Raw genomic sequence first — 15,324 nt, forward strand, 5'->3', positions numbered from 1 at the left:
CTGCGATGACCCACGAACCCTGTCGGATTCGGCCTACCGGGGCGGACCAGTGTCGAACAAGCAAGAAGGAGTCGATATCGGGGCGTTCGGCGACCATGACACCACATGTAAGGCTGTCACGACCACATGACCGGTTTGTTTCTCGGCGCCCAGACCGAATCGATCGGAAATTTGTGCGGATGGCACAATCGCATCGATGTTTTTTGTTCAACGAATGGAAGCGCCCGTGGCGGCATACGGATCCCTGGTATGGGTGGGACAGGCCCTCGGTCCGCGGGTCGACGCGATCACCGAAGACCTCATCCGAGTGACCGAGCAGATGATTCCGCTCAACGACGTGGCCGCCGACCTGGCCGAGATGCGCGCCGCCAGCATCGCGGAGAACATCGCCGCCGTGCAGTACGTCCTGGCCAACGGGATCGATCCCGCCACCGTCGGCCCGCCTGCCGGCGCCGCCGCCTACGCCCAACGCCTAGCCAGGCGAGGTGTACCGCTGACGATCCTGCTGCGCGCCTACGGGCTGGGGCAGTACCGCATCCTCGACGCGGCGATCGGGCTGATCCTCGCTGTCCCCGGCCCCGACCAACCCGCCCGGATCGCGGAGGTCCTCAAATTCGCGGGGACCTACCTGGATCGGCTCAATTCGTCGATGGGGCGAATCTACGAGGCGGAACGGGATCGCTGGCTCAGCAGTCGCCAAGCCGCACGACAACAGTGGATCACGCGTCTGCTCGACAACGAGGATGTCGACGTCGCGGCGGCCGAAGAAGTGCTGAACTACCGACTCGACCAGCGACACCGCGCGGCCGAAGTATGGTCGACAGTCACCGGCACCGACGCCGTGCGCGCGCTCGAGCAGGCACGACAGCTACTGTCCGCCGCGATGCGCACCCGTGGCTCCGAACTGGTCGCGGCGTCGGGGGACCGCGCCATGTGTATCTGGTTCCCGATCGAGGAGCCGTGCGCACTTCACGAACTCACCGAACAGGTCGAGGCCTCCGGGCTGCCGGTACGAGTGGCACTCGGCCCGATCGGCGAAGGACTGCCCGGGTTTCGACGCTCGGCCCGCAGCGCGGCACGGGCGAAGGCGCTGGCCATTTCGGCGGGGGAGACCGCACCCACCGTGGTCGACTACGACGCGATCGCACCCTTCGCGTTGCTGACCGAGGACCCGGGCGAACTGGCCGGCCTCGTCCACCGCGTCCTCGGGCCCCTGGCCGGCGACGGCACCAAGGTGGAGCTGCTCCGGAACACCCTCGAGGTGTTCCTCGCCGAGGGCGCCAGCTACTCCCGCACCGCCCGCGTGCTCGACGTCCATCGCAACACCGTCCAATACCGCATCCAACAGGTCACCGGCCGCTACGGCATCGCGGTCGACACCGACACCTTCGAACTGCGCTTCGCCCTCGGCATCTGCCGCTGGTACCGCCACGTCCTGACTCGGACAATCTGAGTCCAGGCGGTTTGTGCATCCCGCACAGCTACCGGAGAGCCGCCGTTCCCTACTCGGCAGTGCTGCCGCGCGGCGCGAATCGGGCGGAAATCCCCTCCGACAGTGGCGAGCTCGACCGCCGACGCTCATGATGGGTCGACCGCCCCTGAACCGAGCCAGCAGTACAGAACTAGCGATCGCTCCGCTGATCGGAGGTTTTGCGCTGATTGGCGTTGAAGCGCGCCTTCTTCTGGCGATTCCCGCACGTGTTCATGTCGCACCATTTGCGGGTGCGGCTCTGGCTGGTGTCGAAGAAGGCCGCTCGACACGTCGGCGATGCGCACAGGGCCAATCTTCCGTCTCGTTCGCCCGCGATGATGCTGATCGCGTCGGCGGCGATGACGCCCAGGGCATCCTCTACGCAGGACGCCGAGCTGAGTCGCCATTCACGATTGCTTTCGGGCGTCAGGATCGCCGCCGCCCGACCTTGGATGCTGCGGTCATTGATGATTCGGACAGCGGACACCGGGGGAGTGTCCTGGATCGCGGCCGCTGTCGCGGCGGCGTGAATTGATTCCCGCAGTGTCCGAGCGAGTTCGAGCTGGGCGGTGGTGCAGGAGTCGACGGCTAAGCCGCTCACCGCGAGCCAGTCGACGAGTCGCTGCGGCGTGGGAATGCGTTCCACAGCGTCGCCGTGACGCTCGGTCAGCGTCGCCGTGAAGCTGGTCGCCAGCACACTCCCGAGGCGGAAATCAGGGAACTCGGCACGCATGGAACCACCTTAGCCGGTTGCGCATCGAAATCCAGACGTGTTAGAACCGTCTTAGCCGGTTCTCGATAAGCGGTAGCCGGTTCCGCGACGGCAAGGAGGTCTCATGCCCCGCCCAACCAGCGCTGTGCACGCATTCGAAGCCCACGCACCCGACACTGACCTCGACGATCTGCGCGCACGATTGGCGGCGGCGCGCCTGCCGGAGGCCGAGACGGTCTACCGCGCCGCGCCCGACCCGCGGCGATGGGAACAAGGAGTCCCTCTCGCGGACCTCGTCGACGTCGTGAATTACTGGCGCACCGAGTACAACTGGCGATCGTTCGAAGAACGCCTCAACCGGATCGGCCAGTTCCGTACGACCATCGATGACCTGGGAATCCACTTCCTGCACCGCCGATCCACGCGCGCGGACGCCACTCCGCTGATCCTGACGCACGGTTGGCCGGACAGCATTGTTCGGTTCATCGATGTAGTCGACGAGTTGGCCGATCCGAAAGACGCGGACGCGCCCGCGTTCCACGTCGTAGTCCCGTCGCTACCTGGCTTCGGCTACAGCGACAAGCCGACTACCACCGGGTGGGGGACCGAGAAGATCGCGGCCGCCTGGGTGGAACTCATGGGAAGGCTCGGCTACGGCCAGTTCCTGGCCCACGGCGGCGACTGGGGAGGCAACATCACCACGGTTCTCGGCGGCAGGTTCCCGGCGCACGTTCTCGGCATCCACACCACGTTCGCGGAGGGACCGCCCGGATTGACCACGGACGGACTGACGGCGGTCGAGCGCCAGTGGGCAGCCGAAACCCGCGACTTCTGGCGCCACCGCGCGGCGTACGCGAAGCAGCAGGCGACCCGACCGCAGACCATCGGCTACTCGCTCGTCGACTCACCGGTCGGGCTGCTCGCCTGGATCTTCGACAAGTTCGCCGAGTGGTCCGACACCGACGACAGCCCGTTCGACACGATATCCATCGACAGCGTTCTCGACGATGTCACCCTGTACTGGCTGACGCGGACCGGCGCGTCCGCGGCCCGCATCTACTACGAAAGCCACAACTCGCTCGACCCAGAACTTCGCGTAGACGTGCCGTCGGCCATCACGATGTATCCACACGACGTCGAGAAGGCTCCACGCGCATGGGCGCAGGAGCGGTACCGCCAGATCGTCCGATGGAATTTGCCCGAGCGCGGGGGACACTTCCCCTCGCTCGAGGTTCCTGAGTACTTCATCAAAGACCTGCGGGAAGGCCTCGCGGAAGTGCTGGCCGCTGCGAAGGTCCGAGTGCCGTCGTGCTGACCACGCAGCTATTGGAATAACCGGCAACTTCTCGCCCGACGAGATCGCCGTCGAGTGTGTCGCACCCGCGCGGTGCCACCACATAGCAGCCGCAAATCAGTCAAACGCGATACCGCCTCGATGAAACAAGCGTTCTGGAATCGCCGGAATCATCGTTCACTTTCGGCTACTGTCCGGAACAGGTTCACCCGCTCGAGCGGAGGTCGCGAGGCTCGCACGGATGTCGGCGGCATCGGCCACTCGCGGTATCCGCTCCGTTCTACGAAGGAGCACTATGTATCCGGGCGCACACGTCGACCGATTTCCCGACAAGGTTGCCATCGTCATGGCCGAGAGCGGTGCCACGCTGACCTATCGGCAACTGGAGGAGAACTCGATCCGGCTGGCCCGCCACCTCCACGACGCGGGGCTGCGCAGAGGCGATCATGTGGCGTTGCTGTCGGTGAACGACCCGAAGATGTACGAGGTGTATTGGGCGGCACTGCGTTCGGGGCTCTATATCACCGCAGTCAACTGGCATCTGACTCCCGCCGAGATCGGCTACATCGTCGACGACTGCGGAGCGCGCGCGCTCATCGTGTCCGCAGCGCTGGCAGCGACCGCCGAGCAGGTCACGGCGATCACGCCGCGGGTGGAGATCCGGTTGGCCTTCGACGGTCCGGTCGAGGGATACAAGTCCTACGAGCAGGCGCTCGCGGCGGCGTCTCCGGAACCGTTGACCGATCAGCCGCGCGGCGCCGACATGCTCTACTCCTCGGGGACCACGGGCAGACCCAAGGGCATCAAGCTGCCGCTATCCGATCGACAGGTCGGCGACCCGCCCGGTGACACCTACACCGCGATCTTCGGCCCGCTCTACGCCTTCGAGCCCCACAGTGTCTACCTCTCACCCGCGCCGCTGTACCACGCGGCGCCGTTGCGTTTCGGTGGTGTGGTGAACGCGCTGGGCGGCACCCTCGTGGTGATGGAGAAGTTCGACGCGGAGCTGGCACTCGCCACGATCGAACGGCACCGGGTCACGCACAGTCAATGGGTGCCGACGATGTTCGTCCGGATGCTCAAACTCGACGAATCGGTGCGAGCCCGCTACGACGTGTCGAGTATGCAAGCCGCCGTACACGCCGCCGCACCGTGTCCGGTCGAGGTGAAACGGGCCATGATCGACTGGTGGGGGCCGGTACTGCACGAGTACTACGCCTCGACCGAGGCCAACGGCGCCACCTTCATCGACAGCGAGCAGTGGTTGCGCAAACCGGGTTCGGTCGGCACCGCGGGCCTGGGTGTCATCCGGGTGTGCGGCACCGACGGCGTCGAGCTGGCGTCCGGCGAGATCGGCACCATCTATTTCGAACGCGAAGAACTGCCCTTCAACTACCACAACGATCCCGCCAAGACCGCCGAGGCGGTCCACCCGAACCATCCCACCTGGACCACCACCGGCGATATCGGTTACATCGACGAGGACGGCTACCTGTTCCTCACCGACCGCAAGGCGTTCACGATCATCTCGGGCGGCGTCAATATCTATCCGCAAGAGATCGAGAACGCACTGGCCCTACATCCGAAAGTGTTCGATGTCGCGGTGATCGGCGTGCCCGACGAGGAGATGGGCGAAGCGGTGAAGGCGGTCGTGCAACCGGCGGCCGGGGTCGAGGCAGGGCCCGCACTCGCCGAGGAACTGCGCGAATTCCTCAGGGAGAGGATCGGCGGCTACAAGGTGCCGCGCACGGTCGACTTCTCCGACGATCTGCCGCGCACGCCGACCGGAAAACTGGTCAAGGGCAAACTCCGCGACCGGTATCTCTGACCGATGGGGCCGCCGCCGAATCCGAATCGACTATCGACCGCGGCCCCTCCTCACACCGAAGCGATACCCTGCGCAGCGATATCGGCCTCATGACATAAGCTGGCCCTGGCACCGCGATATCTGTGCCTGGATCTGTGCTCGACAGAGATGCCCGCAGTTTCGATCTAGTTCTCCGATCGAACAGCACGCTTTTCTGCTCACGATCCGCTGACAAGCGGTGTTGCGCTCCATCCCGTGGCGATTGTGCTGTTCGGTTCGATAGATGCCCTGAACGGACCACCTCGCACGAAGGATCGGTATGAAGAGCGGAAAACGCGCCTGGATCGCAGCCCTCACGGGAACCCTCGTGGTCGTCGGCACCGGGGTCGTGGCCACATCGACGGTAGGGGCCCAGCCGCCACAGTTACACGTGGCGGGGGGTGATGTCATCCGTGCCGACGGCGCCGCGACGGCGATCACGATTCCCGGCGCGGCGGGGCCGATACCCGCACGATCCACCCGGCTGGTCTACTCCAGCAACGACACCCACGACGCGCCGAACACGGTGGTCGGCACCTATCTGGAGCCGAGTCAGCCCTGGACCGGCCCGGGCCCGCGACCACTGGTGGCCTACGCCGGCGGCGCACAGGGCCAAAGCGCCGAATGCGCGCCGTCGGCGATGCTGGGGCAGGTAGTCCGGTACCAGCCGCCCGCCGACGTGGTCTTCGAATACGACATCATCGCGATCTATCAACTCCTGGCCAGCGGGATGGCGGTCGTGATGACCGACTATCACGACTTCGGGGTACCGGGAGTGCACAACTTCCTGAACCGTAAGACGCAGGCTTACGCGGTGCTCGATTCCGCGCGCGCCGCGCTGCGCCTGCCCGGTTCGGGGCTCGGCCCGGATTCACCGGTCATCATCTACGGCTACTCCCAGGGCGGGATGGCCTCCGCTGCCGCCGCCGAACTGCAGGCCGAGTACGCACCCGAACTCAACGTGCGCGGAGCTTACGTGGGCGGGCCGGTGGCGGGGCCACAGGACTTCATCGCGCGCAGCAACGGCAGCCCCGGCGTCGCGCCCGCCATCGCATGGGTGCTCAACGGAATCGCCGCCGACTACCCCGAGACCCGCCCGGTACTCGACGCCGAGCTCAACGACACCGGTAAGGCGATCCTGCACAGCTCCGCCGGCACGTGCGGGGGCGGTCTGTCCGAGATTCTCGTCCAGCCCCAGGACACGGCACGGTGGACGACCAGCGGACGGCCGCTGACGGCTGTAATCGACGGTTCCCCCGAGTTGAAGCGGGCATTCGACGAGCAGCGGCTCGGCGGGACCGCTCCTGCGGCGCCGGTGCGTGTCTACTCGGCCATGCACGACGACAAGGCCACCTATCCCGCCGCGCGCGATCTCGCCGCGCAGTGGTGTGGCGGCGGCGCGGCGGTACAGCTGGAAGCAGACAGCGCGGTGCCCGCGATGTCGGGCTTCTTGGGCACCCACGATCTGGCCTTCTTCCCGTCGCTGACGAGTTCGCAGCCCTGGATGGTCGATCGCCTCGCGGGCGTGCCCGCTCCGGTGAACTGCGCGTCCTTGCCCTGACAACACGCGGTTCCATCAATTTTCGGGACCACAGGGGAGAGGCCTTCGAATTCTCTGCCGCGACAGGAAACGTCCGACATCAATCACACTGAGCGGACGCAGATCTCGGCAGAGAGTTCAGGGCAGGTGCACCCACCCGCGGTCGGCAAAGGTGGGGTGTGGCCAGATGATTTGCCACCGGACACGAATCTGCTGAACGCCGGGGCGCCGAGTAAGGGCTTACTTGACATAATGTGCATTATCGGCGTTTGAAGGCGGCCGGTCGGGAGGGGTATTCGTGAGTTCTGCGGACGTTTGCGGCGTCTGTGGGAGATGCACCGAGCGCAGACAGGCGCCCTACGGCGCCTGTCTGCGCTCCCATTTTGTGCGCGCCGACAATTCGCGCAGACCGTTGCACGACATTTCAGGCCCTGGGACGAAATCTGACGAAATTCGGCCAATTCCCGGATTGTTCGATTCATGACCGTCCGTGCTGAATTCGCCGATCACCACAGATCTAGGCCCTGGATCGACGGAAAACCGACTCGGCCACTCTAAGGGTGACACTCCCCCTCCCGCTTCCCCGGCCCTATTTCGTCACAGTGACGAAACTATCGAGGGTTTCCCCGACAGCACACCGCATCGCCGAACTCGAAGCGATGCGGTGCGCGACGAGGATCAGACGAGAACGGGCGTCAGGCGGCGGGATTCGGTGGCCTTCTCGGAGCTGGTCTCCGGGGCTTCGTCGGCATCGGCAGTGAGGTACTTATCGGGCAACGACAGCTTCGCGATGGTGCGCAATGTCAGACCGTATTGCCGGACCAGGCTGCCGGTGGTGTAAGGCAGGCGATATTCGGCCGCCAGTTTGCGCACTTCACGCTGAATTTCGGGAAGTCGGTTGCTCGGTAGGTCCGGGAACAAGTGATGTTCGATTTGATGGCTGAGCGTGCCCGTCAGAATACGCATCAGGGGACCGACTTCGATATTGGCGCTGCCCAGGTATTGGCGCAGATACCATTCGCCGCGAGTCTCGTTCTCGATATCACGTTTGGTGAACTTCTCCGCACCGTCGGGGAAATGCCCGCAGAACGTGACGATCTGTTCCCACACGTTCTTGGTGAGGTTGGCGGTGATGTTCGCGCGTATCGTCGATTTCCAGTTCCGACCGGTCATGGCCGGAAAGATGACGTAGTCCTTGAGCAGCTGCTTTCCTGCCTTCTGGACGATTTCGTCACGAGCCTCCCGGAACTTCTTCTTGTCCTTCTTGCCCGCCAGCACGCGCGGGATCTCAAGGTGGTACACGCACATGCCCAGTTCATAGAGCAGTGAGACCGGGACGAGGTAGACGAAGTTGCCGAGGTGGTAAGGACGCCAGCGACGGTCGCGGGTGATGCGGAGCAGACCGTAGCCTTCGTCGGGGTCGAGGCCGAGCACGTTGGTGAAAACGTGATGGCGGTAATTGTGCGCTTCTTTCCAATGCGCGGCGGGCATGGAATGGTCCCATTCCCAGGTGGTGGAGTGGATTTCCGGGTCGTTCATCCAGTCCCACTGGCCGTGCATGACGTTGTGCCCGATCTCCATGTTCTCGAGCACCTTCGACAAGGTGAGTAGGCCTGTCCCCCACCACCAACTGCTCTTGCGCCCCGAGTCGATCAGCACGAGTCGAGCGGCGATCTCGCACGCTCGCTGAACGCGGATGACAGTTTTGATATATTTCGCGTCGCGCTCGCCCAGGCTGGACTCGATCTGTCTGCGCAACTCGTCCAGGCGTTGCCCGAACTCTTCGATGTCGGTCGGCGAGAGATGTGTGTACGCCTCGACGTCAGATATAGCCATCTGCTGTGTTCAACCTCTGTTCACGGGGCCGCGCGCCGGGCGCGGTCCTGGTGAGGATACGAACTAGAGGGGCAGATGCGGAGCAGACTGCGTTATTTAGTTAGACATAACAGCCGGGTGTCCCGATTTGGGTGCTACTGGCTACTGGCTACTGGCTACTGGCGGTGGAGGATTCGTAGATCTTGTCCACCTCGGCGGCGTACTTCTTCATGACCGCCGCTCGCTTGAGCGACAGCTTCGGGGTCAGTTCACCGCCGGCTTCGGTCCAGTCGACGGGCAGAATGCGGACCTTCTTGATCGCCTCGGCATGGGACACCTTCTTGTTCGTGTCGGCCAAGGCCGCATCGATCTCGGCGACGAGATCCGGGTTGTCGATGAGGGCCTCGTTCGTGGTGTCGGCGGGCAGGTTGTGGCTGTGCTTCCATGCCGGGAGTACTTCGGGGTCGAGGGTGATCAGGGCGCCGACGAACGGGCGGCCGTCACCGACCACCATCGCCTGGCTGATCAGCGGGTGGGCACGCAGGGAGTCCTCCATCAGGCCCGGGGAGACGTTCTTTCCGCCTGCGGTGACGATGATTTCCTTCTTGCGACCGGTGATGGTGAGGTATCCGTCGCGGTCGATGGCGCCGAGATCGCCGGTCTGGAACCAGCCGTCGGCGAAGGCGTCCTCGGTGGCCTGGGGGTTGCCCCGGTATTCGTGGAAGACGACCGGGCCGCGCAGGAGCAGTTCGCCGTCGGCGGCGATCTTGACGGCGTGTCCTTCGATCGGGCGGCCGACGGTGCCGACCCGGGTATCGGCCGGGGTGTTCACGGTGATCGCCGCGGTGGTCTCGGTGAGTCCGTAGCCCTCGTAGATCGGGATGCCGGCACCGCGGAAGAAGTGACCGGGCCGAGCGCCCAGCGGTCCACCCCCGGAGACCGCCGCCTCACAGCGTCCACCGAGCGCCTGGCGCAGTTTGCGGTACACCAGGATGTCGAACACGGTGTGGCGCAGTCGCAGAGCGAGACCGGGTCCCCCGGTGTCCAGCGATTCGCTCCAGGCGATGGCGGTCTCGGTGGCCCGGTCGAAGATCTTGCCCTTACCGCCGGCGTGCGCCTTCTGCTTGGCGCCGTTGAAGACCTTCTCGAACACGCGCGGCACCGCGAGGATGAAATGCGGCCGGTAGCTGCCGAATTGGTCGACGAGTGTCGACCAATCGGAACTGAACGCGACGACCACCTTGGCATCGAGCGCGGCCAGTGTCACCGCTCGTGCGAAGACATGGGCGAGCGGCAGGAACATCAGTGTCTTGTTGCCCTCGGTGACGAACTCACCCAGGGCGATGCGGTCGGATTTCGACTCGGCGTAGAGGTTGCCGTGCGTGAGAATGACGCCTTTGGGGCGGCCGGTGGTGCCCGAGGTGTAGATCAGGGTCGCCGGGGAGTTCACGCCGACCTCGGCTCGGCGGGTGTGCACGGCCGCGTCGTCGAGATGGGCGCCGCGAGTGGTCAACTCCTCGACGACGCCGGTGTCGATCTGGAGGATTTCTCGCAGCTCGGGCAGGGCGCGATCATCGATCTCCTCGATGATCGCGCGGTGTCCGTCGCTGTCGACGATGAGCAGTTTCGTCGCGGAGTCCTGCAGAATCCATGTGGCTTGTTCGGCGGCGGAGCTGTCGAAGATGGCGACGGTGCAGGCGCCGGTTGCCCAGATCGCGTGGTCGAGCACGACCCACTCGTAGCGGGTGGGCGCCATGATGGCCACGCGGTCGCCGGGTTCGATGCCCGAGGCGATGAGGCCCTTGGCCACGTCGGTGACCGTTCGTGCGAACTGAGCCGCGGTGATGTCGGTGAGTCCGCCGCGGCCGTTCGAGACGTTGAACAGCACCGTGTGCGGCGAGTGTTCGGTGTGCAGGAACACGCTGTCGGAATTGTTCGCGTGTTCGGGAATCGTGTAAGAAGCCGGGACTTCGAACTCGTGCATCACAGGGGCCCTTCGACGTGGGTTGATCAGTTATCGCGCGGGTGCGTGCTCGATGCCCAGACGCAGCAGTCCGCGCAGGTCGTAGGCGTTGGTGGCAACCGCGCCGACGACCAGGCCGATCGCGAGTCCGGCGAGGGTCATCGACAGGCCCTGTGCCATGCCCGCTTCGAGGTGGCCGTCGAAGAACAGGATGGCGCGCACGGACAGGTAGATCTGATGCATGGGTTCGAAGGTGGCCATGTCGGCGATCCAGCGCGGTGTCGCCTCGAGCGGGATGGTGCCCGAGGAGGACGGGATGCCGAGCACCACGAACACGATGAGGTTGATCATCAGGCCTGCCGTGCCGAAGGCGGCCATCACCGACAGGGCGGTGACCGCGATGGCGGCGATCGCCAGTGTGCCATAGAGAAACAGCATCAGTGGTCGCTCGATCGACATGTTGAGCAGGGTGCCGACGCCGAGGAACACTCCGGAGGCCAGCGGGGCGCTGATCGCGGCGACTGCCCATTTCACGAGCAGGGTGCGCCATCGGCTGATTCGGGCCGGAGCGGTGGTCTTGTGCCATGGGCCGTATTCGGCGGGGATGTAGCCGAGGGAGGCATCGACCAGTGAGTTGATCATCATCGCGCCGCTGAATCCGACGATCAGCAGCACCAGGGTGTAGAAGAACGCGGCCAGGCCTTGGCCGGTGCCTTCGGGCAGGGGGTGGTAGGCGCTGACCATGACGTCGATCGGCTCGGTGAGTTGTAGCTGGGCCGCGCCGCTGAGTGGGGTGGCGCCGACCGCGGCATCGACCTGTTCGGCGAGTTGGGCGCCGACGGTGCTGTTCACCTGTGTCATGGCTTGGTCGGCGACGGTGTTCATGATCTGTGCGGCGAGGGTGCCTGCCCGTGGATTGGTGAGCACGGAGATGATCGGCTGTTCGATCTGGCCGGGGACGATCGATGCGGCGCCGAGGATGGCGACGCGCTTGGTGAAGTCGCCGGGGATGACGATGGCGCCGTACACCTCGCCGTTCTGCAGTTGTCGCTGGGCTTCGTTGATGCCGAGCGGGCGCAGGTCGATCTTGTCGGCGGGGATGTTGTCGCTCAGCGCCGTGGTGATCTGTGCGCCGATGTTGGTGGGTGTGCCGCCGACGGTGTCGCCGACGTCTTGATTGACCAGCGCGATCGGGAAGTCGTGGAGGTGTTTTTCGGGGTCGGCGGTGTAGCCGAGGTACATGGTGCCCAGCAGTGCCGCCAGGATGGTGACCAGGGTGATCGGGGCCAGCCATTCGCGGATCGGCATGGTGCGCTGCTTGCGGGTGGGCGCGGTGTTGTCAGTCATGGCCTTCGACAATGTAGTCAGCGACAACAAAGTAGTCAACGCAAACATTGGGCGGACGTCGGATATCCTGCTCGTACCATGTCCCTGCACACCCCGTACCACCACGGCGACCTCCGCGCCGCGCTCCTGACGCGCGCCGAAGCGACACTGCGCGAGGCCGGTGTGGACGGGCTTTCCCTGCGTCAACTGGCCCGCGACACCGGTGTGAGCCATGCGGCGCCGAGCCGGCATTTCCGCGACAAGCAGGCGCTGCTCGACGCACTCGCCGTGACCGGGCTCGAACGCCTCGGCGCCTGTTTCGAACAGGCCGTGATCGAAGGACCCATCACGGCACGCCTACAGACCGTCGCCTACGCCTACCTGCGGTTCGCCGTCGACAACCTCGAGCTGTTGCCGCTGATGTTCGCGCGCCGAAACAACTCCACCTCCGCCGATATCCAGCAGGCCGCCGACCGGGCGTTCGCAGTGCCGATCACCCTCATCGCCGAAGGTCAGGCCGCCGGCGAGATCGTGGAAGGTGACCCGAAACGGCTCGGTGTCACCGCCCTGGCCGCCCTGCAGGGCCTGGCCACCTTCGTCGGCTCCGGGTACACCGCCGACTACGACTCCGAACAGCTGCTCGACGACCTGGTCCGACACCTCACCCTCGGCCTGCTCCCCCGGTCCTCCCCCAGCTGACGATCGCAGAACGCGTCATCGACAACGGTTCAGTTGGATCCGGCCAGGACTACCGGGCGACCGTTGCGCGGTTGGGTGGGTCTGTTGCTGTGCGGGAACAGCGCGCGGTAACTGTCGACATCGCGGATCGCGACCGGTGCGGGGTGGCGCAGCACGATCCACTCGACGCCTTCGGTGCACGGGGGCGTGGTCAGGGAGCCCTGGTAGCGGAACTGGGCAAGGTCGGCCGGGAGGAATTCGCGCGGGTCCACGGTGGTGACAGCGCGGGTGAGCCCTGCGCGGTCCGGGGCGGCGGTGAGTATGCGACTCAGTGGGGTGAGGTCGGTGTGCGCGTTCAGGAGGACGGCGAGAACGGCCAGCCGCCCGGATCGGGCGGTGTGGACGAAATGCAGTTCCATGGCGGTCTCGGCGCCGTCGACTGTGTGCTCGCTGGGGAGATGGAAGTGGAATTGGGTCAGGGTGAACGGGGTTCCGTCGACGGCGATGCGGTTGCCGGAGTCCGCTGGGGCGCTCACCTGAACGGTGTGTCCGTTGTTGAGCAAATCCACCGACGGGATGGGGCGGTAGTCGATCTCGATGTGGTCGGACGGGTGTAGTTCGGTGGGGCTGTCCAGGTCGATCGGCGATTGGGCGTGGCCGACTCGGCAGGCCGAGTAGCCGCGGTCGAGATCGGCCCAGCGCTCGGGGCCCTCGGCGTCGTAGTCCCAGTGCGGCTTGCCCGTGGTGGGCGCGACCGAACCGCCACAACCGGCGGCTGCGAGCAGTGCCAGTGCGGCGAGGGCGCCGCGGCGGCTGAGGACGGGGCTGAGGTCTTCGTGACGAACCGGCACCGGTGTAGCTCCTTGCCATGATGCTGCCGTCGGCCCGGATGTACACGTCCCGGGACGGCAGTGCGCGCGCGTCGAGATCAGCGAGTTTCCACTGCACCGAGAATGTCCGGTTTGTACCGAATAGTCTTCTAGTACAGTTGATTTCGGCTTCTGCGTGGGGATTCAGGCTATGCCGGTCGTCATCGTGGAGAACAGACTCGAGGGCGGCGAGATAAGTCACATCGGCGGTGGCCGCGCCTCGAGGTAGACGCCTAGGGTCGGATCATGATCGAGATTCCGGACGCCTTCGCCCACGAAACGATCAGTCGCGAAGGCGAACCCGGGCGGGCATGGATCGCGACACTGCCCCGGCTGGCGGAGGATCTACTGCAACGGTGGTTGTGCGCCCCCGACGGACCGGTCATGCACGGCCACGTCGGGATCGTCATACCGGTCCTGCGTCCGGATCTGCCGCCCGCGGTCGTCAAGGTCTCGTTTCCGCACCCGGGCAACGTCTTCGAGCCGGACGCGTTCGCCCACTGGAACGGACGAGGTGCGGTGCGATTGTTCGACCGTGATGACGAACGGTTCGCGATGCTGCTCGAGCGCACAGGACCCAAGACGCTGGCCGACATCACCGATTTCGACGAGGCAGTCGGCGTACTCGGGCAGCTGTCGCACCGCTTGGCTGTCGACGCCCCTGCCGGGCTGCCGCGCTTGAGCGACCTGGTCGCCGACTGGACAGACGAGATCCGCACGACAGCCGCCGAACTGGGCGACCCACTCCCCCGCCGCATTCTGGATGCCGTCGCCGAGACCTTGCGCGACCTCGGTCCGGGCCAAGGCTCTCGATGCCGCTAGTGCCGCAAGGTGCGGTCCAGGAGTTCGTGGGTGAGGGCTTCCAAGCGGGCTGCGGCAGAGGGGGCGAAACTCGGGTGGTCGAGGCTGAGGCGGCGATCTTCCATGACCGCGCTGAGCGGTTCGGGCGGTGGGGAATCGATCAGCGCGGCGATGGGCAAGATGGCCGACTCGACCGGCTGTCCGGATTGCTTCATCTGCGCGGCGAGCACTGCGGTGGCGGCGTCGAAGTCTCCGGCGAAACCGGTTCGCGTTCCACCGGGAAACTGCAGGACGTAGCGTGTGCGGTTTCCTTCGGCTGCGAAGCGGACGCCGAGGAGGTCGTTGAGGCGACCACCCTGGATCATGGCGGTCCAGCCGTTGTATCCACGTTCGAGGCCGAGGTCGTTCCAGGCGATCTCTTGCGATCCGACACCAGGGCCCGCGATATTCACGATCACCGGCGCGGGGGCGGTTTCCAAAGCCGGGAGCAGTCCCTGCCCGAGGAGGAATCGGCTGAGGTAGAAGAGCGCCAGGTTGTGTTCGATCCCGTCCGCGGTCACCACACGCGAAGATTGGAAGTACCGCGCGCAGAGCACTAGGGCGTCAAGGCGTTCGAACCGCGTCGTGATGTCCTCGATGACGCGGTAGTTCTCGGCGATGCGGCTGAGATCGGCGTGCATGAACACCGCCCTTTCCCCGTTCTCGTGCTCGTCCGCGGCCCGAAGGAACGCGGCGCCCTTGGCTGGGTCGGGGCCGATGACGATTACCTGGTCGCCACGGTCGAGGTAGGTGGTGGCGAGGGCTTGCCCGATGCCGGAGGTACCTCCGGTGATGACGATGGTCTTCATGACAGTTCTTTCGTTGAGGGAGTAGGGCGCGTCCATGGGGCGATGATCACCGCCAGCAACGCCAGTCCTGAACCAGCGCGGTCGGTTTCGGGTCTCGTGGATGTCATGGTTCCCTTCGCGGCTTTACCGCAACCAACACAGTTACAGTTAGGGTAAAAAAG

General features: G+C 65.3%; 12 protein-coding genes. 6 read left to right on the forward strand and 6 right to left on the reverse strand.

Translation table 11 applies throughout. The annotated features are described in order from the left end of the window. Positions 1 to 214: 214 nt before the first annotated feature. The gene (locus QX204_RS14565) at positions 215 to 1,453 is read left to right on the forward strand and encodes a PucR family transcriptional regulator (RefSeq protein ID WP_301907354.1); all 1,239 of its coding nucleotides are present in this window, start codon (positions 215 to 217) and stop codon (positions 1,451 to 1,453) included. Between the two features lie 169 nt (positions 1,454 to 1,622). On the opposite strand, the gene QX204_RS14570 is transcribed toward QX204_RS14565, so the two are convergent. Further along, positions 1,623 to 2,204 carry a CGNR zinc finger domain-containing protein gene (locus QX204_RS14570; RefSeq protein WP_301907358.1) on the reverse strand — a complete coding sequence of 194 codons (582 nt, stop codon included), beginning with the start codon at positions 2,202 to 2,204 and terminating at the stop codon, positions 1,623 to 1,625. A 103-nt stretch (positions 2,205 to 2,307) separates the two neighbouring features. Between QX204_RS14570 and QX204_RS14575 the strand changes: the two genes are divergently transcribed. From QX204_RS14575 to QX204_RS14585, 3 genes are all read left to right on the forward strand, one after another. Beyond that, on the forward strand, positions 2,308 to 3,498 hold the full coding sequence (locus QX204_RS14575) for an epoxide hydrolase family protein (RefSeq protein ID WP_301907360.1): 1,191 nt from the start codon (positions 2,308 to 2,310) through the stop codon (positions 3,496 to 3,498). Positions 3,499 to 3,772: 274 nt separating this feature from the next. After that, the gene (locus QX204_RS14580) at positions 3,773 to 5,305 is read left to right on the forward strand and encodes an acyl-CoA synthetase (protein WP_301907361.1); all 1,533 of its coding nucleotides are present in this window, start codon (positions 3,773 to 3,775) and stop codon (positions 5,303 to 5,305) included. 298 nt (positions 5,306 to 5,603) lie between these two features. Continuing rightward, the gene (locus QX204_RS14585; protein ID WP_301907362.1) at positions 5,604 to 6,884 is read left to right on the forward strand and encodes a lipase family protein; all 1,281 of its coding nucleotides are present in this window, start codon (positions 5,604 to 5,606) and stop codon (positions 6,882 to 6,884) included. Between the two features lie 657 nt (positions 6,885 to 7,541). Here the strand turns inward: QX204_RS14585 and QX204_RS14590 are convergent. The 3 genes from QX204_RS14590 to QX204_RS14600 all read right to left on the reverse strand — a co-directional run bounded on the left by QX204_RS14590 (position 7,542) and on the right by QX204_RS14600 (position 11,988). Further along, on the reverse strand, positions 7,542 to 8,699 hold the full coding sequence (locus tag QX204_RS14590) for a fatty acid desaturase family protein (protein WP_301907363.1): 1,158 nt from the start codon (positions 8,697 to 8,699) through the stop codon (positions 7,542 to 7,544). A gap of 148 nt (positions 8,700 to 8,847) precedes the next feature. Next, positions 8,848 to 10,662, reverse strand: coding sequence for an AMP-dependent synthetase/ligase (locus tag QX204_RS14595; RefSeq protein WP_301907364.1), 1,815 nt, complete (start codon positions 10,660 to 10,662; stop codon positions 8,848 to 8,850). A gap of 30 nt (positions 10,663 to 10,692) precedes the next feature. Further along, a complete protein-coding gene (locus QX204_RS14600) occupies positions 10,693 to 11,988 on the reverse strand; it encodes a YhgE/Pip domain-containing protein (RefSeq protein ID WP_301907365.1) in 1,296 nt (431 codons plus the stop codon). A gap of 78 nt (positions 11,989 to 12,066) precedes the next feature. On the opposite strand from QX204_RS14600, the gene QX204_RS14605 reads away from it, so the two are divergent. Then, on the forward strand, positions 12,067 to 12,666 hold the full coding sequence (locus QX204_RS14605; RefSeq protein ID WP_301907367.1) for a TetR/AcrR family transcriptional regulator: 600 nt from the start codon (positions 12,067 to 12,069) through the stop codon (positions 12,664 to 12,666). A gap of 29 nt (positions 12,667 to 12,695) precedes the next feature. On the opposite strand, the gene QX204_RS14610 is transcribed toward QX204_RS14605, so the two are convergent. Continuing rightward, a complete protein-coding gene (locus QX204_RS14610) occupies positions 12,696 to 13,496 on the reverse strand; it encodes a carbonic anhydrase (protein ID WP_301907368.1) in 801 nt (266 codons plus the stop codon). A 264-nt stretch (positions 13,497 to 13,760) separates the two neighbouring features. On the opposite strand from QX204_RS14610, the gene QX204_RS14615 reads away from it, so the two are divergent. Continuing rightward, the gene (locus tag QX204_RS14615; RefSeq protein WP_301907370.1) at positions 13,761 to 14,336 is read left to right on the forward strand and encodes an aminoglycoside phosphotransferase family protein; all 576 of its coding nucleotides are present in this window, start codon (positions 13,761 to 13,763) and stop codon (positions 14,334 to 14,336) included. On the opposite strand, the gene QX204_RS14620 is transcribed toward QX204_RS14615, so the two are convergent. Next, positions 14,333 to 15,163, reverse strand: a complete 831-nt coding sequence (locus QX204_RS14620; RefSeq protein ID WP_301907371.1) for an SDR family NAD(P)-dependent oxidoreductase — start codon at positions 15,161 to 15,163, stop codon at positions 14,333 to 14,335. The genes QX204_RS14615 and QX204_RS14620 overlap by 4 nt on opposite strands. Positions 15,164 to 15,324 lie beyond the last annotated feature (161 nt).

The organism is Nocardia sp. PE-7 (genome assembly GCF_030486425.1).
Lineage (GTDB): Bacteria > Actinomycetota > Actinomycetes > Mycobacteriales > Mycobacteriaceae > Nocardia > Nocardia salmonicida_A.